Here is a 23,873-nt window from a genome sequence, read left to right as displayed (position 1 = left end):
GGGTGCCCCTTGAGTGCCTGATCAGACATACAGATCTTCGTGTGGGTAACCGATTCGATTCTGACGATGGAGATGATTTTGCTCCTGGCTCATCGCGTCCCAGACCGCACTCAGCAGCAACCAGATCCCCAGACGTCCGACAAACATTCCCACCAGCAGAACCCCCTGGCCGAAATGGCTCAGTTCGCTGGTCACACCCATGTCCAGCCCAACCGTGGCAAAGGCGGAGATACAGGTGAACAGCATCGCCAGGAAGGTGAAGTCATCCCGGCCGTTGAAGTTGCTGGCGAAGCTGACGAGAAGGGTCATCACCAACACGAACAGCAGGGAGGACACCGTGATGCCGACGGCCCTCAGGACCACTTTTTCTGAGATTTCACGGTTGCGGATCACAACGGCATCGCGGCCGCGCAGGGTGGAGCGCGTTGCGGCCATAAGGGCAGCAACCACGGTGGTTTTGATGCCACCGCCAGTTCCGCCTGGACTGGCGCCGATGAACATCAGGGTCATGACCAGCAACGTGCCTGATTCGGTGATGGTCTCAACGGAGATCGGCACGGTGTTGAAGCCCGCGGTGCGGGCTGTGACCGACTGGAACAGCGCCGCAAGCCATCGTTCCGACCAGGGCAATGTCAGAAAATTCTGCCCGCTGTTGAGCCATTCCGTCAGCATCAGTCCAATGGCTCCGATCAGCACCAGCAGAATCGACGTTCTCAGGACGAGACGGGTGTGGAGGCTGAGCCGTCGTCGTCGTCGGCTCAGCAGCTGGCCGGCCATGTCGCTGGTCACCCGCCAGCCAAGACCGCCCATCACGATCAGCAGCATGATCACCAGATTCACCAAGCCGTTGCTGCGGTAGCGCTCGAGGCTGTCGCTCCAGAGTCCGAAGCCGGCGTTGTTGTAGGCAGAGATGCTGTGGAAGAGGGCGGCCCAGAGTCGTTCGCCACGATCGGGGATATCGCTGAAACCGAAGCCGTAAAGAAGCGTGGCGCCGATGAGGATCAGAACGGCAGCCGTGAGGGCGATGCCGCGGAAGGTTCTGCCGACGCCGCCGACGCCGAATTCATCAAGAGCCTTGCCGCGGTCTAGACGCCGTCGCAGACCTGTCCCCTTCACCACGAATCCCTGCAGAAACGTTGTGATCGCCATCAATCCCAGCCCTCCAGCGAGGATCATCACGGCGAGCACCCCCTGGCCGAAGCCGGTGAGATCAGTGCCCACATCGATGATCGACAGTCCGGTGACCGTGATCGCGGATGTGGCTGTAAACAGGGCCTCCCAGAGACCGACCTGAGCGCCTGAACAAAGCGGTGTCGCGAGCAGCAGTGTGCCGAGCAGGATCACCAGCAGTCCCGTGACCACGGTGAACTGCGGCACCGTTAGTCGCCGTTGCCAAGCCTGGCTGCGTGTGAGGACCTTACGGAGGGGCACGTGGGTCAGGGATAGATCATCACGAGAGGAACCAGTGTTGATCAGGTTGGTCCGTAACGCCAGAGGACCAGCGCCGGGACCAGCAGGGTCATGATCAGCGTGAGTCCGCTGCCGTAACGGGTGACATCAAGGAACCTGTAGCGGCCAGGGCCGAACACCATCAGGTTGGTTTGGTAGCCGACGGGGGTGAGGAACGACTGGCTGGCGCCGAACAACACTGTGATCAGCATGGCGGTGGGTGGCAGAGACAGGCTTGGTGCCAGCTGAACCGCCACCGGTGCCAGCAGAGCCACGGAGGCCGCATTGCTCATCACCTGCGTCAGCAAGGTGGTGCCGATGAACAGCACCATCAGCGACCCATAGCTGGGCCAGCCCATCAGCCATTGCTCCAGGCCTGTGGCGAGGGCATCCGCAAGCCCTGTTTTCTGGAGGGCGACGCTGAAGCTGGTCAGGGATCCCAGCAGCAGAATCACATCCAGGCGAATTGCCCTCTGCAGCTCGCCCAGTCGCAGGCAGCCGCTCGCCACCACTGCAACCGTTGCCAGCAGCACCGACGCCACCAGCGGGACGGGCGTCAGGGTTGGTAGCAGCAGCATGCCGATGGCGATCGAGACGGCAACAGGTTTGCGTCGGACCGTCGGCAGGTCATCCTCCAGCCGATCCAGCACAAGCAGATCGTTGCTGGCTTGCAGGCCTCGGATCGAATCCAGAGGGGCCTGCAGAAGCAACACGTCCCCTTCGCGAAGAACCACCTGCCCCAGTCGTTCCTGCACGGTCTCCTGCCCGCGTCTCAGCGCCAGCACCGTCGCGTTGTGCCGTTGTCGAAAGCGCAGCTCCCGCAGGCTGGCTCCCGCCAGGGTTGACCCAGCCGGCAACAGAACCTCAACGGTTTTCTGACCGCTGCTGGCTCCATCAAGACTGGCTTCGACGTCCTGCTTCTGGGTTGTGAGCTGGACGGTGTGGTCCTGCTGCAGCCGCAGCAGATCCTGTCGGGTCACCCGCAGGAGCAGATGGTCGCCGGCTTGCAGACGGCGGTCGGCGAGAGGGGGGAGCAGCCGTTCTCCGCTGCGTTGCAGCTCCAGGACATCCACATCGAAGCGTCGCTGCAGTCGGCTGTTGTGCAGCGAGCTACCCACCAGTTCCGAATCCACGGGAATGGTCACTTCCGTGCAGTAACTGCTCCGTTCGGGGCTCACGGCCAGGTCATCTCCGTCGCTGCCACGATCCGGCAGCAGCACCCTGGGTGCCAGCACCAGATACACAGCCCCCGTCAGCCATACCGGTAGGCTGATCAGGGTGAAGCTGAACAGCTCCAGAGATCCATAGCCCAGCTGTTGGCTGATGTCGCTCACCAACAGGTTCACTGAGCTGCCGAGCAGGGTGAGGGTTCCCCCCAGGACCGTTGAAAAGGAGAGCGGCAGCAACACCCTGGATGGGGAGAGGCCGCGGCGATGGCACCAGTTCTCAACCACCGGCAGCAGGGATGCCACCACCGGAGTGTTCGGGACAACGCCTGAAACGGGAGCGATCACGAACGCCATCAGGGCGATCAGGCGGCGGGGGGTCCTTATTCGCTCCGAGGCGATCAGTGCCCGCAAACGATCGAGGGCGCCGCTCTTGAACAGGGCTGCTGAAACCGGGAACAGACCCAGCAAGGTGATCAGTGCTGGGCTGCCGAATCCGGCCAGTGCCTCCTTCGGGCCCAGAACACCTGTGGCCATGAGCAGGCCGACGCTCAGCAGACCCGTGAGTTCAGGAGCCAAGGCTCCTGAAATGAACAGCACCACTGCCAGAACAAGCACGGCCAGGCTGATCAGGGCCTGGGGGTCCTGGAGCGTGCTGATCAGCTGGGCCATTCCTTAGGTGAGCCGATCGGCTGTTACGCCTGATTCTGCCCCCGGATCAAAAAACTGCTCATGCAGCCACTGCTGCAGTCCAAGCAGGCCATCTCCACGCAGAGCTGAAAGGAACAGGCAGCTGGGCTCCTGACCACGAATGGAATCGATGGCATCCAGGGAACAGCGATCGATCTGATTGGCGATCACCTGGCGGAAGCTCCGACTGCCGAGTGAGTCGAGCAATCCATGCACGGTGTTCAGCTGGTGTGCCCAGTCCGGGTCGGCAAGGTCGACCACAAGGAGGAGGATGTCCGCATCGAGTGTTTCCTCCAGAGTGGCCCCGAAGGCTTCGACCAGAGGTTCCGGCAGATCTCGGATGAAGCCCACCGTGTCGGTGAGCAGGAGTGTGTTGGGAGCCGCTCCACTGCAGGGCAGTTCCAGTCGCCGTGTGGTGGGATCCAGAGTGGCGAATAGCTTGTTTTCCGCCAGAACCCGGTGGTTCTCCCGCCGACAGCACAGAGCATTCAGCAGGCTTGATTTGCCGGCATTGGTGTATCCGACCAGGGCCACCCTGGGCAAAGCCCGGCGTTGTTCTCTCAAGCGGCTGCGGTGTTCTCTGAGCTGCCGGAGATCGCGCAGCAATCGTTCGATCCGGCGGGAGATGGCACGTCGATCTTTTTCCAGCTGGGTTTCACCAGGTCCCCGGGTGCCGATGCCGCCGCCTTGTCTGGAGAGACTGCGGCCGCGGCCCAGCAGCCTCGGCAAGCGATAGCGCAGTTGCGCCAGTTCCACCTGCAGCCGTCCTGAGGCGCTGCCAGCTCGCTGGGCGAAAATGTCGAGGATCAGCTCGCTGCGGTCCATCACGGGGCAGTCCAGCAGCCGTTCCAGGGTTCTTGACTGAACCGGGGTGAGCTCCCGGTCGGTGATCACAAGCGAGGCCTGGCTGCGCCGTACCTCCAGAGCCGCTTCCTGCAGCTTCCCTGTCCCCCAGACCGTCTGGGCGTTGGTCTGTCCAGGCCGCTGACGGATCACCGCGACAGGTCTGGCGCCAGCGCTGCGCACCAGTCCCTCCAGTTCCGAAAGGTCGCGTTCGCTACGGGTCTTGTCGCGCGTTGTCAGAGTCAGCAGCAGGACCCGTTCCGTGCCGTCGGTCACAGCCTGGTGTGGCGCCGCTGCGCTGACACCGGGATCGAGCTCTCCCTGGCAGAGCTGGCGCAGGTCGCCGCGACCGAGTTCGCACCAGCCGCAGGACTCTGCCGGCTCCGGTTGCAGCAGCGCCGCAGGACGCTGACCATCCGGTGCCGGGCGATCACTGAACCAAAGCCAGCTCCGCGGTGCGAGGTCGAGAGCCACCACGGCGTCTTTTGCGTTGGGTTGCAGGCTTTGCTGCTGATGGCAACAGCTCACCAGCCTCCAGCCACCTGCCTGGCGACGTGGGGCTTCCGGCAGATGCTGCAGCAGGGATTCGGAGCTGGACAGTGGTCCAACCCAGAGCAGTCGACAAAGCCCGCGTCCATCCAGAACGAGATGCAGCGGTTGTTCCAGCTCCTTTGCCAGATCAGCCAGCCGTTCGAGGGTGAGCAGATCAGCCCCGACGCTTTCGGGATGACGCCGATGGCTCAGCCGATCCAGCTGGCGATGTTGCTTGGGGCGAAGTCCTCGGGTGCGGCCGGCGAGCTGAGCCTGTTTCAACGACCCAGCAGCCAGGCGCCTGCAGCACGCAGTCCCAGTGACAGTCCTGGCAGCCTTGTGAGGTAGGTCGCTCGGCGAATTCCGAAGGCCAGTGGCCCTGCAAGGGTGATGCCCATGCCGGTGAGTGTGGCGTCACCAATGCCAAGGCTCAGCATTTCTCCACGGTCTTCAAAGCGGAAGGCTGTGGGGTGCTCATCCAGCTGTTGCTGTTGGATTGATCGGGCAACGGCCACCCCCTGTTGCATCGCCACCTGGGCTGTGCTCGGCCATGGTTCGCTTTCGCAGCAGGACACATCACCAATGGCGAACACCGATGGTTGATCCACCAGGCGCAGCTGAGCATCGATCGCCAACCGTCCTCTGGCCATCGCAGGAGCTGGCGAGATGTCGGGAAGATTCGGACGGCTGCCTGCGGTCCAAATCAGGCCGTGATGAGCGAGCGGGTTGCCGCTGTTGAGCTCAATGCTGGTTGGGGTCACGGCTGTCACCGCCGTCTCCAGGTGCACCGTCACATCACGACGCTCCAGGGCCGCGGCCGCACGCTCGCGATTGAAGGCCGGGCTGTTCGGCAGGATTGTTGCGCCCTGTTCAATCAGATGCAGGCGGGCTCTGCCTTCCAGCAGATCAGCCAGTTTGCAGGCCAGTTCCACGCCGGTTGGACCTGCTCCAACAATGACGAGAGACGCATTGTTGAGGCGTTGCCGGCGGAGTTCGCGAATCAGACGCTTCAGCTGATGAACGTCATCAAGGTTCTGAAAACCGAGGGCGTTGTCTTTGACTCCTGGGATGCCGAAATCATTCGGACCGGATCCAGAGGCCACCAGCAGCTGCTCCCAGTGGAACTTATGTCCTGCTGCGGTGCTGACGGTCTGCGCGCTCGAGTTGATCGACACCACCCGATCCTGAATCCAGCTGATGCCCCGATTGCTGAGCAGATCCCTGTAGGCAGGAGCAACTTCCCATGCCTGAAGCTCTTCGCTGAGTAGTTCGTAGAGATGGGGCTGGAAGAGGAACTGCTGCCTGGGTTCAATCAGAACGACAGGCCTGCGGGGTTGTTGTTCAGCAAGTGACAGCGCTGCCGTCAGTCCACCGAATCCACCACCCACGATCAAGCAACTGTTGGTGGGTAACGGCTCCTGCAGCATCCGCGACGCTCGATCTGCTGGAACCATAGGCAGAGTCTCAGGGTCGGTGACAGGGGAAGATGATGGAATGACGGAGACGTCTGACGGCATGGTGGGCACAGCGGTTTCCGGTGAGACGGCAGCGACTGCAGCGAAGGAACTGGCACTGTTTCGTTCGGAACTCGCTGGCCTGTCGTCCCAGAAGAGGCTGGCCTGGGCACTGGAGACCTACCCCAAAACATTTGCCCTCACCACCAGCTTCGGGATCCAGTCGGCGGTGTTGCTGCACATGCTCAGCTCACAACCCGCTGGACGCCAGATCCCAGTGATCTGGGTGGATACCGGCTATCTCCCCGTCGAGACCTACCGCTACGCCGACACGCTCACGCAGCATTTGGGAATCAACCTTGTCGTGGCCCAGGCTCAGCTCTCCCCGGCTCGGATGGAGGCCCTGCATGGACGTCTCTGGGAAACGGGTGATGTGGCAGACCTCGAGCTTTATCACCGGCTTCGCAAAGTCGATCCCCTCGAGCGAACGTTTTCATCCCTCGGCATTCACTGCTGGGCCAGCGGGGTGCGACGGAAGCAGACGGATCACCGACAGACCATGACCTGGCTTGATCCCATCCGGGGTCGCCTGGCCCTGCACCCCCTGCTGGATTGGACCAACAAAGACGTTTACTACTACATGCAGGAGAACGATCTTCCCCAGCATCCTTTGTTTGAACAGGGGTACTCAACGGTTGGCGATTGGCATTCCAGTGGACCGGATGCTGCCGGACAGAGCGGTCGCGACACCCGATTCGGCGGTCTGAAACAGGAGTGTGGAATTCATGTTCCACAGCCGTCCGCTGAGGGAATGATGGGAGACGGCATCTGACGGTGCCGTCCGTCTCCCGTGGCCTGCTGATTGGTAACAGCCGCTGGCACTGGGCCGAACAGGACGGAGAGCACTGGAGATTTGATCACGGTCCCCCGGACAGCGCTCGCCTGATCGCTGGACAGCACCAGCGTGGATTGATCTGGGCGGCGGTGGGAGCGATACCCGTTGATGCAGACCTCGAGCATCGGGATCGACTGACGAGCGCAGATGTTCCCCTGCCGGGCTGTCCGGACTGGTTGGGTGTGGATCGTGTCCTTGGCGCCTGGGCCGCCTGGCAGAACAGTCAGCTGGCCGGCATGGATCTCAGCTCTGGCTTGCTGCTTGCCGATGCCGGAACGGTTCTGAGCCTCACGTTGCTCAATGCGGATGGGGCCTTTGTCGGCGGACAGCTGAGTCCGGGCTTGCGGTTGCAGCTGAGGTCGATGGATGTCGGTACCGAGTCGTTGGTCTGTCCAGAGGTGTTTCCAGATCTGGGGGATGAGCCCCGTGATCGCTTCCCCCGGGGTACTGCTTCAGCCATGGTGCGCGGTGCTCTGCAGGCCATGGCTGGAGCGGTGCGGGACGCTCAGAAGCGCTCGGGTGCCTGTCTCTGGATCTGTGGTGGCGATTCCATGACTCTCCAACGGGAGCTGCTTGACCCCGGCAGCTCCCCAATCGAAACCGATGTCACAACGGATCCCGATCTGGTCCTGAAGGGGTTGGTGACGTGGATCGAAACGATCAGTCCAGAGCGAGATCGCTGAGGATGGTGTCGGCCATGGTGGCGGCCTTCACTTTGAAGTAAGTGCGTTCCAGCTTTCCTTCGGCATCGATCACGAAGGTGTGGCGCATCATTCCCATGTATTCACGCCCCATGAATTTCTTGAGGCCGTAACTCTCGTAACTGGCGGCGACAGGGCAAGGCTCCAGGTCTGTGAGCAGGGTGAAGGGAAGCTCGTGCTTGCCGATGAACTTGGCGTGAGAGGTGGCGTTGTCCTTGCTGATGCCCAGCACGCGAATTCCATGCTCCTCAAAACTCGACCAACGGTCTCTGAAATTGCAGGCTTCTTTGGTGCATCCGGGAGTGTCGTCCTTCGGATAGAAGTAGAGGACGACCCGCTGACCTTTCAGTTCGGACAGCTTCACGGGGTCACCGTTCTGATCCGGGAGTGTGAAATCGGGTGCGGGATCACCGATCTGAAGAGCCACGAAACCAGCAGGAACTTGGTGTCGGAAGCGTAACGGCCCTCTGGCTGGTTACGGCTGAACGTTGGCTGCAGATGCCCGTCAGCCTTTCGCAGCAGGAGTCTGATTGGGCCGCTGATTTGACGGGAGAACACTCGGAACAATTCCGCCGCTCCCGCTCCTGGCTGCGTGCCTGCCTGGCGGATAGTTTTGGGGTGTCGCCACAAAGCATCCCCCTGAGGGCTCCCCCTGGGGTGGCTCCAAAACTGGAGCCTGGCTGGGGTTACGTCAGCATCAGCCATACCAGTGATGCCTTGCTGCTGAGCTGGTCTCGCCAAGCGATCGGCGTTGATCTGGAGCGATCAGATCGAGTTTTCAATGCTGCTGCCCTGGCTCAGCGTTTTTTCCACACCGATGACCGAGCCGCCTTGTGCGGGCTGCCAACGGCAGCTCTCCGGCGCGAGGTTCTGCGTCAGTGGATCGCCAAAGAGGCGGCGATCAAATGGCAGGAAGGTTCTCTTGCCATTGATCTTTCGCGGTGGTCCTGGAGTGGATCGCAGGCTCATGCCAGACATCAGGACCATGGCCTGCAGGTGCGGCTGCAGCATCTAACTGTTGGTCACTGGTGGATGGCGATTGCCAACAACGCTGGAACCGCCGGACTGAAGCACATGGTCTGCCTACTCTGAGGCGTCATTTGGAAGGTTGATGGGCGACCGTTCAGGTGGAGTGGCTTTGAGCAGCGCTGCCGCGGCTCTGGCACTGATGTTGATCGGGACCTCCGGCCTAGTGGGACCAAGGCGAGTGATCGGATTGGACGGGAGCTCCACCCTTGCTATTGCGGCTGATCAAACAGTTCTTGAGTCGAAGCTCAGTGAACGTGAGTTCAGCCTCGATCAGCAACGCGAGGCGGAGGTTCTGCTGCAGGACTTCACGCGTGGACAGATGACGCGTCATTACTGGGGGGCATTTGCCGGTTCTCTTGTCGAGCTGGGACTGACACCCATGGAGAAGGCCAAAACGACGGTCCGCAGTGATGACAGCTCAACCAGGCTTTGGATCGAGCCAGGACGTGGCGATACGGCATATCTGGCTCTTGTGAAACGTCGCGAGAACCGTCTGTCCACCAGGTATTGCAAAGGACATCGCGAGCAGGTTCTGCAACCTTTCACAAGTGATTGTCCGGCGTCCTGGATCGGCATCGATATCCCGGAAACGAAGAGTTGAGACTTGAATCAGTGAGGAGACAATCCTGAACCTGAACGTTTTGTTGGCGGATTTTCCTTTCACGGCTATTTTTCGAATGACGTCCCCATTTGTCGTCCGTGTTCACTCGTCTCGCCGCCGGCTTCCTTGCTGGTGCCTCTCTCGCTGCTCTGGCTGCTCCAGCTGAAGCTGCCACTCCTGTTCGTTGGAACACTGGTGGTGCTGTTTGGTCCACCAGTTTCAGCGCTTTCAAAACTTTCCTCAGCTCCGGTGAAATCACCGACCGGGCACTGATGGCCGGTATTAACGGTTCCGGCTGGACCGCTGAAGAAATTCAGGAAGGCCTGTCCAAGACCTATTCGGTCGATGTAGTAGGCGTTACCCGTTTCCTCTATTCCACCGACGGTGTCAAGTTCCTCAAGGATCAGACCCGCTCCTACTTCCCTTACTGGAAGATGAAGAGCACCGCGGTTTTTGCACTTCGTTCCGCCATCATCCTTGACTCCGTAGACGGCTCGCTGTCCTCTGCTGGAATCATGAGCTATCTCCCAGTCGACTTCCGTCTGGCTGACACCTGCAACACCTACGACGGTGCTCAGAACGTCTGTGCTCCTGACAAGTGCGAAGGCGACGCTCAGTGCACCTCCCTTCTCTCCTGGTATGTGTTCCTGCCCGCTTGCGTGCAGGCCAACTCTGCTCTTCCTGAGCCTGCAGTTTCTGCTCCCGCTCCTGCTCCTGCTCGTCCCCTGTGGTGATCAGGCCCTGAGCTCTTTGTTCATTAAGCCCTGGTTCAACCGGGGCTTTTTTTTGTGGCCTGGTAACGGCCCGTCAGCAGTTGGTGGTGCATCGGCAGCGCCAGGCCTGGCTCACTGTTCTGTCGCAGCATTGGACGAAGTTCTTCCAACACGGTTTGGTCGACTGCCTGCATGGCCAGGCGATAGGCGGAACCTTCCGCCAACCAGCGTTGTTCCAGAGCTGCACCGCCTCCGAGGTCAAGCGTTTCGTTCCAGTCCTCCTCGTCCAGTTGCCATCCCAGCTTTTTGAGCTGCTTGGCCGGTCCCTTGAGTCCACTGAGCCAGCGTTGTTCTTCGTCCAGCAGTGTTTTGAGCGCGGGCTGATTGGTTGATTGGCTCTTGCCTGACAGCCGGAGCGTGTGCAGCAAGGCCGTGGCAGGTCCTGCTTCAGGCCGGCTGACCAGCAGCCGCAACCTGGTGTTGGCTGTGCAGCGATCAGCAAGGCAAGACCAGAGCTCTGATCTGTGCGGTTGCTGCAGGTCGAGTGCGCCGAGTCGGCCTCCGATCCATTCAAAGTTGTGCTCTGGCAGCAGCTCATTGAGGGCCTCATGCTCACCGCCGAGCACCTTGGGGCGACGTTCCGCATCGAGCAGGTCGAGCTGGGCCTCGAGGCGGAGACGATCCTCCTCCGATGCCGCCAGTAGGGTCACACCACCTTCGGGAACTTTCGCCAGAGGATCAATGGCCCAGAGCAGTGAGCGCATGCCCACAAGCAGCACCCGATCGGTCCGTTGCCATGAAACCCCCTGCCAAAGCCGCTGCCGCAGTCGATTCAGTCGTTCCCCTTCCTGGCCGAGCTGACGCTGGATCCAGCGATCCACCGCAGGGCTGTCCGGTCCGCTGCTCAGGAGCAGCGGCTGCTCCACCGCCAGCTCAGCGGCCGCGGCGAGCTGGGCGGCCCGGCGCTCCGCCATGCGCTCCCGCCGCTCACCTTCCCAGCCCAGATGCCCTGGCTGCCAGAACACCTCCCCTTGCAACAGGGAGGGAAGGTATTGCTGCTCCACCCAATGCTCCGCGTAGGCATGGGGATAGCGATAGCCCGCCCCATCGCCGAAGGCCGCCCCATCGCGATTGGCATCACGCAGGTGGCTGGGAACGTCCTGACGGTTGGCGGCACGCACCGTTTTCAGAGCGTCGAAGAAGCCCAGCACGCTGTTGCTTTTCTCAGCACCTGCCAGGTAAATGGCGGCCTGAGCAAGGGGGTACAGCCCCTCTGGCAGGCCAACACGATCAAAGGCGGCAGCGCAGGCTTCTACCACCACCACCGCCTGTGGATCCGCGAGGCCGACATCCTCTCCAGCAGCGATCAGCATCCGCCGGAAAATGAAGCGTGGATTTTCTCCTGCTTCCACCATCCGGGCCAGCCAAAACAGCGCTGCATCGGCGTCGGACCCCCGCAGCGACTTGATGAAGGCGCTGATCGTGTCGTAGTGGGCATCGCCGTGCTTGTCGTACAGCACGGCTCGTTGTTGGATCGATTCCTCAGCAATGGCCAGATCGATCTGGATGGCTCCCTGCTCATCGAGCTCACTGCTTTCCACGGCGAGCTCAAGGGCATTGAGCAGGCTTCGGGCATCTCCTCCGGCCACATCCACGAGATGGGAGGCGGCCTCCTCGCTGAGCTGCACGGTTTGCTGGCCGTAGCCCCGTTCCGGGTCATCGATCGCCCGTTGCAGTAACTGGTGAAGATCGTCGGGCTCCAGTGGGGTGAGCCGGAACAGGCATGATCGACTCACCAGGGCCTTGTTGACTTCGAAATAAGGGTTCTCGGTGGTGGCACCGATCAAGGTGACAGTTCCGTTCTCCACCCAGGGCAGCAGGGCATCCTGCTGGGCACTGTTAAAGCGATGCACCTCGTCGATGAACAGGATGGTGCGCAGTCCATGGCGCTCCAGCCGCAGTCGGGCGGCATCCACCTCGGTTCTGAGGTCTTTTACCCCTGCCAGAACGGCATTGAGGCTGCTGAAGTGAGCGCGGGTGTGGTTGGCAATGATCCGCGCCAGGGTCGTTTTGCCCACCCCCGGCGGTCCATGCAGGATCACGTTGCCGACGCGATCGGCGGCAATGGCACGGCGCAGCAGTCGCCCTTCAGCCAGGATTCCGCTCTGTCCCTCGAATTCATCGAGATTTCGGGGGCGCATGCGATCGGCCAGCGGGGCCATCCGGCGACGCTGTTGTTCGCCATGAAACGCGAAGAGGTCCTGGCTCAAGCCGCGAAACCGCGTGGTGTCAATTGTGCCGCTTGCTGTGGATAGTCGTCATCTCGCGAGATCGTGCTCATAATCCGCGAAGAGACACTCGTTACGTGCGTCGACCGCTGCGCCTGCTTCTTCCCCTCGCTGCCCTGATCACAGTCAGCTCCTGCAAAGGTGAGGAACCGGCCCAGCCACCACCGCCGAAAGTGCAGGCGGCGACAGCCACGCAGTCTGAGTTCACCGAAGGCGTCGATACCGTCAGCACCCTGGAAGCCACCAGCCGGGTTGAACTGGCAGCCCAGGAGTCCGGTCGCATTCTCGAGCTGAAGATCCGTCAGGGAGATCAGGTTGAGCCCGGTCAGTTGCTTCTGGTGCTCGATCAGGTGCAGACCCAAGCTGAGCTCGCCAGAGCCAGAGCCAAGCTGGCGGAGGAGGAAGCCCAGGCCGAAACCGCCAAGACAAACCTTGATCGCTACGAATATCTGGCCAAGCAGGGAGCAGCCTCCGAGAAGCAGCGCGACAGCTACCGCACGCAGTACAACACGGCTCGTGAACGGGTGATTTCCGCCAAGGAGCAGATCAAGTCCATTGAGGCGAATCTCAGCTACAGCAACCTGCGGGCTCCTTCTGGAGGATTCATCTCCGATGTGTTGGTGAAGGTTGGTGATGTGATCAACAAGGGGCAAACCCTCACCAGCATTGTTCAGAACAACGAGCTTGAGGCGCGTGTCGAGGTGCCGGCTGTCTTCTCAGAACGATTGGCCATTGGCCAGCCGGTGCTGCTCAGCGCCCCCGGTAGTGACGCTGTGATCGCCACCGGCAAGGTGGACACGATCAACCCTCAGATCAACACCAAGACCCAGGGCCTGTTGGTCAAAGCCGTGTTCAACAATCCCAATGGAAAACTGCTGAATGGTCAACGTCTTCGGACCCGCGTTCTGATCAAGGCCAAAGATGAGCTGTCGGTTCCCTTCGCAGCGGTGACCCAGACCTCGGGCCAGAGTTTTGTGTTCCGTCTTGGCAGCTTCGAGGAGCTCAAGGCCAACCCCGGCAAGGCCGATATCGACACACTGACGAAAGCTATTGAGGCCGGCAAAATCCCAGCGAGCACGCAGTTTGCAATCCAGACACCGGTGAAACTGGGTGAACTGGAGAATGACCTCTATCCGATCACAGAGGGCCTGATACCTAACGCAAAGGTGGCTACCACCAACCTGCTCAACCTCAAGCACGGCATGCCTGTCCAGATTTTGTCCAAGGACGCCGCCGCCTCGGCGACTCCAGCTCAAGAGAACTGAGGTTGATCGATGTCTGCTTCCAATAACTTCATTACCAGGCCGGTCCTCAGCACGGTCTGCAGTCTGCTGATTGTGATCGTTGGCTTGATCGCTATTCCAATCCTGCCAATTGAGAACCTCCCTGATATCGCTCCACCAACGGTGAAGGTTCAAGCCACCTATGTGGGAGCTGATGCCGTTTCTGTTGAGCAGGGTGTCACCTCAGTGCTTGAGCAGCAGATCAACGGTGTGGAGGAAATGGATTACATCACCTCCAACAGTTCAGCCGATGGCGTGAGTTCCATTCGCGTGTCGTTCAACAGCGGCACGGACGCCAACATCAATCAGGTGAATGTTCAGAACCGGGTTGCTCTGGCTGAACCCCAGCTGCCTGAGGAAGTTCGTAAATCGGGTGTCACGGTCAACAAATCGTCGACCTCAGCCCTGTTGGTTTACAACTTCATTAACAAAGATCCTTCGCAGACTGAATACAGCGTTGAAACAATTAGTGGATATCTTGATAAGAACCTTACAGATAATATCAAGCGGGTGCAAGGTGTTGGTGAAGTGGTTTACTTCGGCAACCGCAAAATCGCTTTCCGCCTCTGGTTGGATCCTGAGAAGTTGGCTGCTAACGGCATCACCGCGAATGATGTGGTCACGCAATTGCGCAGTCAAAACCGTCTTGTTCCAGCTGGAAAGATTGGTGGTGCTCCAGCTCCGAAAGGCCAGGAATTTACCTTCACTGTTCAGCTCCAGGGTCGACTGACTTCTGAGAAAGAATTTGAGAACATCATTCTCAAAACGACGGATGATGGTGGTCTGATCCGGCTTAAAGACGTTGGAAGAGTGAGCCTCGGTGGTGAAGTGTATGGAGTTGATGCGATCGATCTTCGTGGGAATCCCGCTGTTGGTGTTGCGATCTATCAGCTCACTGGTAGTAACGCCATTGTCGTCTCCGATGGCGTGAAGGATGTGATCAGCGACTTCGAAAAAACACTTCCCGTTGGTTTGGAAGTTGAGAAAATCTTCGATGTCACCGACTTCATTAATCAATCGATCAAGGGTGTGACCAATTCCCTTAGGGACGCTGTGATCCTGGTGGTGTTGATCTTGTTCCTCTTTCTTCAGAACTGGAAAGCAACGTTGGTTCCTGCGATCGCAATCCCAGTTGCGCTGATCGGCACGTTTGGCCTGGTGTTGGCCTTCGGTTTCTCGTTGAATCAGCTCACCCTGTTCGGCCTGGTACTTGCCACAGGTTTGGTGGTGGATGACGCCATCACTGTTGTCGAGGACACCTCTGCCAAGAGAGAGGAGGGCCGAACGGCAGTTCAGGCGGCCATGGAAACCATGGACGAATTGTTCAGCGCTGTGATCGCCACCTCTTTGGTGAAGATGGCCGTGTTCATCCCCGTGTTGTTCTTCCCAGGCGCTACGGGAACGATTTACAAGCAGTTCGCTGCCACGATTCTGTTCTCAATCAGCATCTCAACCTTCAACGCGCTCACGTTCTCGCCGATGCTGTCGGCATTGTTGCTCTCGAGAGAAACCAAAGAACTCAATCGCAATCAGTATGCCGTCGCCGGTGTCACCCTCGGTTTCATTTACGGCTTGCTTAGTGCTGGTAACGGAGCAGCGCAAGCGCTGATCCCCACGATCATTGGCGGCATCGTTGGTTTTGTGGCTTCAAAAGTCACCCGACTTCCTCTCAGGTTGCCGTTTGCCGTTGGAGGTGCTGTGGTGGGCTTGATCACCACAGGTGTGCTCTTTTCCAATCCTATTCCGGTGGTGTTGTTTGCAGGGATCGGCTTGGTTGTGGGCTGGTTTGTCCCTGTCATCTTCTCCGGGTTCAACCGTTTCTATGGCGGATTTGAAAGCCGCTATTCGAGCATCCTCGACATGGCATTGAAGGCCCGTCCTGTCGTCATGGGTATTTTGGCGGTGGGCATTCTTCTCACGGGTTTCGCCTTCACCCGTGTTCCTGCTGGCTTTGTGCCGATTGAAGACCAGGGCTTCTCTGTTGGTTTTGTTCAGGCACCTGAGGGTGTGTCCAACGAAAAAACCCTTGAAATCAATCGAAAGGTTGCCGAAATCCTGAGATCAGAGCCTGATATTGCCTCTGCTGCTCTGTTCAGTGGCGCCAGCCTTGACGGTAACGCTCCCAACAAAGGCCTGTTCTTCTTCGGAACCAAACACTGGGATGAGAGGACGAAAAAAGAGCAATCTCTTGCGGCCATTGTTGAACGGTTGAACAAAAAGTTCTACGACCAGATTGATGCCGGTCGTGTGATCGTCGTTGAGCCGCCGTCCATTCCCGGTTATGGAACTGGAGCAGGTTTTGAATTCCAGCTTCTTGATCGCAGCAGTGGTGCTTATTCCCTGTCTGATTTCTTTGGCTCGGCCGGAAAAATCATTCAAGACAGTAATGCGAATCCTCTCTTGAATCGTGTTTATACCCTTTTCGCACCTGAATCGCCCCAGTACGAGATCACCGTTGATCGCGAAACGATGGCGTCGTTGGGAGTGGATTACGGCAGTGCGATGTCAGCTTTCAGTGTCAACTTTGGTGGTGCCTATGTGAACGACACCTTCCAGGAGGGAAAGGTTCGCCGGGTGTATGTCCAGTCGGATGACATCAACCGATCCAAGCCCCAGCAGCTCACATCCAGCTATGTCTCCAACAACGACGGAGAACAGATTCCGTTATCGGAATTCTTCACGATCAAGCCGATCAATGGTCCCAGTGTGATTCCGCACTTCAACCTGTTCCGTTCGATCAAGGTGGAAGGAAGTCCGGCTCCTGGTCGGAGCTCTGGTCAGGCGATTACGGCCATGAAGCAGACCTTTGAAGACGGAAAGTTCCAGGGACTCGGTTTCGATTGGACCGGCATCTCCCGCGAGGAAGTCAAGGCAGGATCCCTGGCTGTTGTGATCTTCGCCCTCGGCATTTTGGCGGTGTTCCTGGTGCTTTCCGCTCAGTATGAGAGCTATACCGACCCGATCATCATTTTGCTGACGGTGCCGACGGCTCTGTTGGGTGCCCTGGTATTCCTCGGCGGTGCCGGCCAGGTTCTCAACATCTATGCCCAGGTGGGTCTGGTGATGTTGATCGGTCTGGCGGGAGGAAACGCCATCTTGATTGTCGACCTGGCCAATCAGCAAATGGGTAAAGGCATGGGGGCAATCGATGCCGCTCGTTTTGCTGCGAAGTCCCGACTTCGCCCGATCCTGATGACGTCGATCTCCTCGCTGACGGGCTTCCTCCCCTTGATGCTCGCAAGCGGTGCTGGAGCTCAGAGCCAGGCTTCCCTGGGTCTTGTGGTGTTTGGCGGATTGCTCGTGGCCACGTTCCTCTCCACCCTTGTGGTGCCGGTTTTCTTCGTGGTGATGAAGAGTTTGTTGGGTCAGGCGGATGCCAAGCCTCCGGAGGGAGGAGAAGGAGGATCCAGTGATCTCCAACCCACGCCCCAGCCCAGCTAATGGATCCAACGCCATCACGGAATCCAGAGGTCAATCAAGCCAAGCCGTTCAGTGGGGCGCGTGTTCTTGCGGCCATTGCCATCGGCAGTGTGATTGGGGCCGCAGTGGCCTTTTTCATCACGGTGTTGATCAAGAACAGTCCCGCTGAAATCCCTGATCAGCGCACCCGTCTTTTTGTGATCATGGTGATCGCTTCGGGCGGCCTTGCCGGCTTCTCGATTGAATCGATGCGGCAGTTGCAGGAAGAAACCACCGACGACGCTTACAAGCGCTACAACCCCCACCGCGGCAGCCGTCGTCGCTGAGGGTTGGGTTATTCACGCCAAATGCCAGAAAAAGTCTTTATGGACCGATTCTGAAACTATTAACTTGAATGAGAAAGTGATAAGAATGGAGCTGAATCGATGATGGGTATGTCGTAGTTGTTTTGCTCTGATATCATATTTCTTCCTGCAAAGAATGAATCATCAAGGTTTATCCTGATTGATTCGTATTCATTTGAAGCGTTGCCTGATTGCCGTTCTGCATAGAGATCCTGTAGTACGCCAACTTTGAAATCTGCGGCATAAATATTAGTTGGCAACTCAATGTCTGGAACGCCTAGATCAAGAGTCTTGAATTCAATACGTTCCTCTGGTTTGATTCGATAGTCATGAAAGATGTGGGTACTTTGTGGACCATCCTCATCGGGAGCAAAGGCCGTTGGGTTAAAGGCTAGATTTTTATTTTCGGGAGGCTGGATATTTAGGGCATCGCGAACTTGGTAAGATTGGTCTGAAGTAGGTCGAGTTGAGAAGATTTGAAAAGTCGCTGTATTGTCGGAGCCTTCAGCATTGATTTCATCAATTCCCTTGGAAAGGATTGCGGCTTGAGAAGATAAAAACATCGCCGATGCCGGGACCTCGGTGGCGTTGTTTGTTCCACTAGAGTTGGCTCTATTTTTATCTGATATTTGCCAGCCCAACGGTTTAATTGGATCACTATGTTGCCCATAAGCCATCACAATATCGTCTTTCTCAAGTTTGACTGGAAAAGATTCGATTAAACTCGCTTTCTCACCCGTTTCTTCCGGCGATGCGCTGATTTTATAAAATTGGAATTCATCATTGACATTTCTATTTTGGCTGGCGTTGAGATACGAAAATGTATATTTGCCAGACTCGGGTGCCAAAATATAAGTTAGCCACGTGTGAGTAGGTTGTTCAGAAGAATTATGTGTTGCATGATTCAGTGCATTTAAGCTCTGGTTGGGGATATCAAAACCATCGTGTGAAATGCGACTAAAACCTCTCAGTTGCTTATTACTGTTGTTGGTGCGCGTTTGAAAGTGGTTCTCAGGCAGGTTGTTGTGATGAACAAAATGCCAGAGGCCCTGCCCGGTTGCTATCTGGGCATCTTCGTCATAAACATAATTGGTCCTTTCTTCTGAGAAATTCCGTACCGTAGTATATCCAAAATGTTGCGTAAAGTTGTCGCGAAAATATCTCATGTCAAGCTGTCTAAGGGGTTGCAACTTGTTATTGTTAGGTAAGTTGAAACGAATTTGGACTCGTCGAGCTCCCAGGAAATTAATTGTGTTGTGAAGGTAACGATTCCGTAGATTGTAAATATCTCCCCTTTGAGTGCTATTGATGACATAAGAATTTCTTGGCCACATTCTCGACTGACGAGGGCTACCTGGAATTTGCATGGGTCGTGGTACCCGAATCCAATTGGTTGGACGCGCAGATCCCCAATTGCGATAATTGTGCCTATTGATGAGCTCGAATTGTCGCGTTTGGACGGATCTATTCAATAGATTGTTGTTAAAACCGTGCCTCGGAAGAGCTTCGAATTGAACCCTGACTCGGCTGGCAAATCTTTCGTTCCATGATCCACGAAATCTTGCATTGCAACGGTTAACAGTATGACGGCCTCCTTGTTCCCTACTGCGATTTTTTACTGTAACAGTAGCTAAATATTCATGGCCTGTTATTGAGCTATTAATTGGTCCAATGAGATATTTATTGTTATGCCTGTCTGCATGCCCACCGCACATATCTGGTCCTCTCTGGCCGGGCGAAGGTGTCGGAGCGTCAGGTCTCCCGTTTTGACGAAATTCATTCCAAACGTGGGGGGGGACATTGTCCGGTCGTATAAGAGTCATGTAGGAACTGAGTGAGATTTATTCTGTTTGTAATTCTACGAGGTTTTTAGATTTTGAATATTGAGATGAAGGCTTTTTGGGAAGTGCTTAGTGAGGATGTGCTGCATAGCATATAAGTTTATGAATTGCTTTTTGTGTGGCTTCGTTTTGCTTGGTGCTTCGACATAAAAATATTCAAGTACTGATCTTTTTGTAGTCCGGCGGCTCCAAGTCAAGGGTATCTGTTGCTACGCTTTGCTGACTCTGTGTTTGTTGGCTGCCATCATCTTACTGGTGAGTCATCAATAAGTTTCTCCACTCTCTTAAAGGGAAGACTCATTTTGCAAATTGCCAAATGTTTCTCTAGGTCTAGATAGCCAGCTCATCCAATCATGAACTCGATTATGTGATCACGGTTGGATGATCCATGCCCGTGCGTTGCTGGATTTCGGCCAGGTCATTGATGGCTCTGATCATCCCCGCCAGGGCGATCTGGGGATCCTGGTTGAGGTCGCCGCTGCTGGGCACATAGCTTTCCAGATAGACCCTGATCGTGGCCCCTTTGGTGCCTGTGCCGGAGAGACGCACCACCACGCGGCTGCCGTCGTCCAACAGGATGCGAAGCCCCTGCCCTTTGGTGACCGACTGGTCGATTGGGTCGGTGTAGCTGAAGTTGTCCGCAGTGCTGATGTTGCGTCCGGCAAACGACTGACCCAACAGGCTCGGCAACATGGATTCCAGGCGGTCGTACAGGCCATGGGCCGCTTCGCTGGCCACGGCTTCATAGTCGTGACGCGAGTAGTAGTGGCGTCCGAAGCGCTTCCAGTGCTCGGCCATGATCTCGGCCACGCTGCAGCGACGCTCAGCCAGGATCTGTAGCCAGAACAGCACTGCCCATAGCCCGTCCTTTTCGCGCACGTGATTGCTGCCGGTGCCGAAACTCTCTTCTCCGCAAAGGGTGATCTTGCCGGCATCCAGCAGGTTGCCGAAGAATTTCCATCCGGTCGGCGTTTCGAAGCAGGCAATGCCCAACTCCTTGGCCACTACATCCACCGCAGCGCTGGTGGGCATGGAGCGGGCCACTCCCGCCAGGCCGGAGGCATAGGCCGGCGCCAGCGTGGCATTGGCGGTGAGTACCGCGAGGCTGTCGCTGGGATTCACAAAGCAGTGCTGCCCCAGGATCATGTTGCGATCGCCATCGCCGTCGCAGGCGGCGCCGAAGCGGTAGTCGTCGCCCTTGAGCAGCAGCTCAGCCAGCTCATGGGCATAGGTGAGGTTCGGGTCGGGGTGACCACCGCCGAAATCTTCCAGGGGAACGCCATTGCGCACGCTGCTGGCTGGAGCACCCAGCAGACCTTCAAACAGGCGCGTGGCGTAAGGCCCAGTCACCGCGTGCATGGCATCGAAGGCCAGCGGGAAGTCGCTGCGGATCAGATCGCGGATTTGCTCGAAGTTGAAAAGCTCCTGCATCAGGGCGACGAAGTCATCGACGCCATCGATCACCTCCACCTGCATCGCGCCGATGCTGTGCAGTCCGGTGCTGTCGAGTGGAATCGTTGCCGCATCAACGATGGAGTACTGCTCAAGGGTTTTGGTGCACTCAAAAACCGCGTCGGTGAATGTGGCGGGTGTCGGTCCACCGTTGGAGCCATTCACCTTCACGCCAAAATCGCCCTCTGGACCTCCAGGGTTGTGGCTGGCGGAGAGGATGATGCCGCCGATGGCCTGGCGTTTGCGAATCAGGTTTGAGGCCGCTGGTGTTGAGAGGATGCCTCCGGTGGTGACGATCACCTTGCTGAGACCATGGGCGGCGCCCATCCGCAGGATCACATCGATGGCCCGGCGGTTGCCATAACGGCCGTCTCCGCCCAGCACCAGGGTTCCCCCCTGCACACCCGGCAGCGTGCGAAACGACGCCTCGATGAAACTCTCCAGGTAATTGGGCTCCTCGAACTGGCTGCTGCTCTTGCGCAGGCCGGAGGTCCCTGGCTTCTGGTCTGTGAAGGGGGTCTCGAGGCGTACCTGACGCTGGGTCGGATCCGCCGGGGCCGAGGTGGTCATCACGAAGAGTGGGACTACCTGAAACGTAAACACGGAAGACCGTGGCAGCGTGTTATCAACGTCCAGTTGTGGTCGCCAGCCACACACTTCTCATTTCCGGCTCTGGTATGCACCGATCGCTGCTGCTGCTGTTCCTGGCTGGATTCCAGGGCTTGATGTTCTGGCCGACTCCAGCTCTTGCTTCTCCGGCCTGGAAACGGGCCGACCCATATCCGGAGGCCTCCGCCGGAGCAGTCAAGGCCGCTGAAGCGGTGATCGGTGAGGGCGGATCGGAGGAATGCCTGCGCGGCAAGCTGTCCAATGCCATGGTGCGATTGTCCAACAGCTGCGATGCTGCGGGTCGCTCCTCCTCCGTGTGTGAGCTGGCTAACGACATCGCCGGCCAGGAGAGCGAACTCAGCATGGGAGAGATGCTCTCCACCTCTGAGACGCTGCTCCAGATGTTTGGTGATGAAGCAGTGTCCCGCTGACCAATCTCTTTTTCCTTTCTCCTCCCAGATGGAAATCAAACATCCAAGTGCCCAGCCCCTCAACGATGACCAGAAAGCTCTACTGGAGAGCTTCCGGTCCAAGGTGAACGAGAAGATCTCCAGCCACGGCCTGACGGCGGCTGATGTTCAGAGTTTTGTTGATGAAATCAAGAAGCATCCTGAAGTCAGCGGTGCCCTGCTTGAGGAGATTCGTGGCGAGGTGGGCCGACTGATGCAGGGACAGCGGTTCAGCTTCGATTTCGACTAAGGATTACACCTCAGAATCAGGCCCCGAAGCCAAGTCCATTGTTGGGCTGGGGGCCACCCTGTTTCTTGGGATCTTTCTTCTTGATCGGTTCTGCACAGATGGTCGTAAGTCGCCTGGCGGGTTGATCAATCTCGTCGCGCCGTTTGTAGGTGTTGGCAGGGGCCACCTTCGCCGTCTCCATCAGCTTCCAGAGCACGTCCTTACAAACGCCCGGCAGCCGTGGATGATCCATCAGGCCGTCCGCCTTGCGCCTTGCGCTCTGACAGGTCGACTCGGAATTTTCCCGTGAACAGCTGAAGGCATCGATCTGGATCTGACGCAGCTCATTTTTGCTGGGCCAGGAAACGTATTTTTCAGCAGCCCCTGCTGGCAGGGCCAGAGCAAACAACAGCAGCAGCGCTGGTGAAAGGACAGTCTTGTTCATGGCGGCATTCTGACCCGATCAGCAAGGGTTCTTCGGCTGCGGGGATCAAATGAACGCCAAATGGCCTGAGCTCAGATCAGGAGCGCCTTTGAGGATGGCAATCATGCCGCCATCGCCAAAGCCTTTGTCTGCGCCGTTTTCGTTGAAGTAAAGCCCACCTGCCTTTTGGTCATAGAGGACGTCAAAATCTTGTTTTGCAAGTTGCTTTTTGACCACTTTTTTGTTTTTGCCAGCGGCAAAGGTGGCAGAGCTATCGATACCAAAGCTGTCAGCATCAATTTTTAGAGTGTCAGTCGAAGGATTGAAATTGGTGATTTTGTCTACTGATTTCTTCTTGAATTTTGATGGTTTATTGATAGATTTATCTTCCGCACTATCTATTGATATTGGAGAATCAGCTGTCCCCCAGATTTCCCTGAGTGCTTTTGAGTCGATCTCCTGAAACCAGTCCATGATGTTGCCATTTAAGTCATAACTTTCGTAGCCCATAATTGTATCAACTGTTTTAATGTCTGAATTTTTAACTGCCCAGTCTCCATCTTCTTTATCCCATGGATGCTCAAGTCCTATAAGGTGACCTAGCTCATGAACAAATATTTTTTTCCACTCTGATCTTTCCCAATCAATATGTTGGTATTTATCAGGATTCTTATGAGCATCCGGATATTTAGAGCCATCAAGACCAGATTGATAGGTCATTGAAAGATAGATATCAGTAACGCCGCTTTTGTCCCAGCTTCTTATCCATTCACCATTGACTGCGTCTGCATTTGGGACCGTTGTCAGCTTGACTTGAGTGTCAGAATCGCTTTCCTCGAAAACCTCTTTGATCGTAACTCCTAGCTCTGAATTTATTCTTGAAAATGCGTTCCTGATAATATTGTATTGCCAGTCGTCAGGGGCTTTAGTCTTGGTTTTGATGTCTTTTTGTGCTTCGTCATCCCAAGCAGTATGTGATTCATTTCCGGGAGATATATACACTTTTAATGTCAAATCGTCGCCGACTACTTTCTTCATGTCTCTGATTAGCTCGTCTGAATGGATCAGCTCTGTGGTCAAAATTTCTTTCATTGTTAATGTGGCTGCCGGTATGTCTATATTAGCCTAATAGTTAGTAGTTCAAGCAAGATGATAATTTTTAATCCCTTTCGATGATTCTTAGTGCTCTTCACGCCTTCTAACTCTAGCCTTCAATCCCTCTCATTCCCTCTCCACCCCATCCCCGCACTTGATCCGTTGACGATCGAGTTTGCGTTGGATGTGAGGTGTAATCCCCAGCTCAGCGCTGTCCCAGAGGCGATCTATCTCACGGGTGAAGTGTTTGGCGAGTTGGGGTGAGTGGATCACCAGCAGGGTTTCGTCGTTGGTGTGTGAGGCAGCGGGTGACCAGTTGAAGCTGCCTGTGATCACAGTTTTGTTGTCGATCACCGCAAACTTGTGG

21 protein-coding genes are annotated in these 23,873 nt (G+C 57.1%); 10 read left to right on the top strand and 11 right to left on the bottom strand.

What is annotated here, in order from left to right:
* Positions 1-21: 21 nt before the first annotated feature.
* Genes SYN9616_RS0109550 through SYN9616_RS0109535 form a run of 4 tightly spaced genes read right to left on the bottom strand, consistent with a single transcriptional unit; the run spans position 22 to position 6,106 of the window.
* Positions 22-1,431: a TrkH family potassium uptake protein gene (locus SYN9616_RS0109550; RefSeq protein ID WP_028952877.1), complete on the bottom strand. Its 1,410-nt coding sequence runs from the start codon at positions 1,429-1,431 to the stop codon at positions 22-24.
* Positions 1,432-1,472: 41 nt separating this feature from the next.
* Positions 1,473-3,287 carry an SLC13 family permease gene (locus SYN9616_RS0109545; RefSeq protein ID WP_028952876.1) on the bottom strand — a complete coding sequence of 605 codons (1,815 nt, stop codon included), beginning with the start codon at positions 3,285-3,287 and terminating at the stop codon, positions 1,473-1,475.
* Between the two features lie 3 nt (positions 3,288-3,290).
* Positions 3,291-4,961 carry a GTPase HflX gene (hflX, locus tag SYN9616_RS0109540; RefSeq protein WP_028952875.1) on the bottom strand — a complete coding sequence of 557 codons (1,671 nt, stop codon included), beginning with the start codon at positions 4,959-4,961 and terminating at the stop codon, positions 3,291-3,293.
* Positions 4,958-6,106, bottom strand: a complete 1,149-nt coding sequence (locus tag SYN9616_RS0109535; RefSeq protein WP_028952874.1) for an NAD(P)/FAD-dependent oxidoreductase — start codon at positions 6,104-6,106, stop codon at positions 4,958-4,960. Before SYN9616_RS0109535 ends, hflX begins: the two co-directional genes overlap by 4 nt.
* A gap of 67 nt (positions 6,107-6,173) precedes the next feature.
* Between SYN9616_RS0109535 and SYN9616_RS0109530 the strand changes: the two genes are divergently transcribed.
* Positions 6,174-6,965: a phosphoadenylyl-sulfate reductase gene (locus SYN9616_RS0109530; RefSeq protein WP_028952873.1), complete on the top strand. Its 792-nt coding sequence runs from the start codon at positions 6,174-6,176 to the stop codon at positions 6,963-6,965.
* 2 nt (positions 6,966-6,967) lie between these two features.
* The gene (locus SYN9616_RS0109525) at positions 6,968-7,711 is read left to right on the top strand and encodes a type III pantothenate kinase (RefSeq protein WP_028952872.1); all 744 of its coding nucleotides are present in this window, start codon (positions 6,968-6,970) and stop codon (positions 7,709-7,711) included.
* Here SYN9616_RS0109525 and bcp read toward each other — a convergent pair.
* A complete protein-coding gene (bcp, locus tag SYN9616_RS0109520; protein ID WP_028952871.1) occupies positions 7,689-8,156 on the bottom strand; it encodes a thioredoxin-dependent thiol peroxidase in 468 nt (155 codons plus the stop codon). The genes SYN9616_RS0109525 and bcp overlap by 23 nt on opposite strands.
* Before the next feature lie 71 nt (positions 8,157-8,227).
* Here bcp and SYN9616_RS15625 point away from each other — a divergent pair, with 71 nt between their 5' ends.
* The 3 genes from SYN9616_RS15625 to SYN9616_RS0109505 all read left to right on the top strand — a co-directional run bounded on the left by SYN9616_RS15625 (position 8,228) and on the right by SYN9616_RS0109505 (position 10,093).
* Complete coding sequence (locus SYN9616_RS15625) at positions 8,228-8,821, top strand: 4'-phosphopantetheinyl transferase superfamily protein (protein ID WP_051411003.1); 594 nt, start codon at positions 8,228-8,230, stop codon at positions 8,819-8,821.
* A gap of 19 nt (positions 8,822-8,840) precedes the next feature.
* On the top strand, positions 8,841-9,359 hold the full coding sequence (locus SYN9616_RS15620) for a hypothetical protein (RefSeq protein ID WP_051411002.1): 519 nt from the start codon (positions 8,841-8,843) through the stop codon (positions 9,357-9,359).
* 98 nt (positions 9,360-9,457) lie between these two features.
* Complete coding sequence (locus SYN9616_RS0109505; protein WP_028952870.1) at positions 9,458-10,093, top strand: hypothetical protein; 636 nt, start codon at positions 9,458-9,460, stop codon at positions 10,091-10,093.
* 35 nt (positions 10,094-10,128) lie between these two features.
* Here the strand turns inward: SYN9616_RS0109505 and SYN9616_RS15615 are convergent, their stop codons facing one another.
* On the bottom strand, positions 10,129-12,342 hold the full coding sequence (locus SYN9616_RS15615; protein ID WP_037990906.1) for an AAA family ATPase: 2,214 nt from the start codon (positions 12,340-12,342) through the stop codon (positions 10,129-10,131).
* 95 nt (positions 12,343-12,437) lie between these two features.
* Between SYN9616_RS15615 and SYN9616_RS0109495 the strand changes: the two genes are divergently transcribed.
* Genes SYN9616_RS0109495 through SYN9616_RS0109485 form a run of 3 tightly spaced genes read left to right on the top strand, consistent with a single transcriptional unit; the run spans position 12,438 to position 17,389 of the window.
* The gene (locus tag SYN9616_RS0109495; RefSeq protein ID WP_028952869.1) at positions 12,438-13,625 is read left to right on the top strand and encodes an efflux RND transporter periplasmic adaptor subunit; all 1,188 of its coding nucleotides are present in this window, start codon (positions 12,438-12,440) and stop codon (positions 13,623-13,625) included.
* 9 nt (positions 13,626-13,634) lie between these two features.
* Positions 13,635-17,084 (top strand): efflux RND transporter permease subunit, encoded by a 3,450-nt coding sequence (locus SYN9616_RS0109490; RefSeq protein WP_028952868.1) that lies wholly within the window; start codon positions 13,635-13,637, stop codon positions 17,082-17,084.
* The gene (locus SYN9616_RS0109485) at positions 17,084-17,389 is read left to right on the top strand and encodes a hypothetical protein (protein ID WP_028952867.1); all 306 of its coding nucleotides are present in this window, start codon (positions 17,084-17,086) and stop codon (positions 17,387-17,389) included. The genes SYN9616_RS0109490 and SYN9616_RS0109485 overlap by 1 nt, the downstream gene beginning before the upstream one ends.
* Positions 17,390-17,448: 59 nt before the next feature.
* Here the strand turns inward: SYN9616_RS0109485 and SYN9616_RS0109480 are convergent, their stop codons facing one another.
* Positions 17,449-18,573 carry a hypothetical protein gene (locus SYN9616_RS0109480; RefSeq protein ID WP_156918752.1) on the bottom strand — a complete coding sequence of 375 codons (1,125 nt, stop codon included), beginning with the start codon at positions 18,571-18,573 and terminating at the stop codon, positions 17,449-17,451.
* 1,038 nt (positions 18,574-19,611) lie between these two features.
* Entirely contained in the window at positions 19,612-21,270 is a 1,659-nt protein-coding gene (locus tag SYN9616_RS0109475; protein WP_028952865.1) for an alpha-D-glucose phosphate-specific phosphoglucomutase, read from the bottom strand.
* Positions 21,271-21,311: 41 nt separating this feature from the next.
* Between SYN9616_RS0109475 and SYN9616_RS0109470 the strand changes: the two genes are divergently transcribed.
* Positions 21,312-21,740 (top strand): hypothetical protein, encoded by a 429-nt coding sequence (locus SYN9616_RS0109470; protein ID WP_232200280.1) that lies wholly within the window; start codon positions 21,312-21,314, stop codon positions 21,738-21,740.
* A 28-nt stretch (positions 21,741-21,768) separates the two neighbouring features.
* Positions 21,769-22,008 carry a hypothetical protein gene (locus SYN9616_RS0109465; RefSeq protein ID WP_028952863.1) on the top strand — a complete coding sequence of 80 codons (240 nt, stop codon included), beginning with the start codon at positions 21,769-21,771 and terminating at the stop codon, positions 22,006-22,008.
* 16 nt (positions 22,009-22,024) lie between these two features.
* On the opposite strand, the gene SYN9616_RS15610 is transcribed toward SYN9616_RS0109465, so the two are convergent.
* The 3 genes from SYN9616_RS15610 to SYN9616_RS0109450 form a co-directional block, all read right to left on the bottom strand.
* Complete coding sequence (locus SYN9616_RS15610; protein ID WP_051411001.1) at positions 22,025-22,432, bottom strand: hypothetical protein; 408 nt, start codon at positions 22,430-22,432, stop codon at positions 22,025-22,027.
* Between the two features lie 45 nt (positions 22,433-22,477).
* Positions 22,478-23,503, bottom strand: coding sequence for a reprolysin-like metallopeptidase (locus tag SYN9616_RS0109455; RefSeq protein WP_028952862.1), 1,026 nt, complete (start codon positions 23,501-23,503; stop codon positions 22,478-22,480).
* A 129-nt stretch (positions 23,504-23,632) separates the two neighbouring features.
* The coding region (locus SYN9616_RS0109450; RefSeq protein ID WP_232200279.1) for a phospholipase D-like domain-containing protein at positions 23,633-23,873 on the bottom strand (241 nt) is incomplete at its 5' end.

The sequence above is a fragment of the Synechococcus sp. CC9616 genome, from assembly GCF_000515235.1.
In the GTDB taxonomy this organism is placed as follows: domain Bacteria; phylum Cyanobacteriota; class Cyanobacteriia; order PCC-6307; family Cyanobiaceae; genus Parasynechococcus.
Note: the sequence above shows the minus strand (reverse complement) of the source record. Positions and strands in the feature narration are given on the sequence as shown.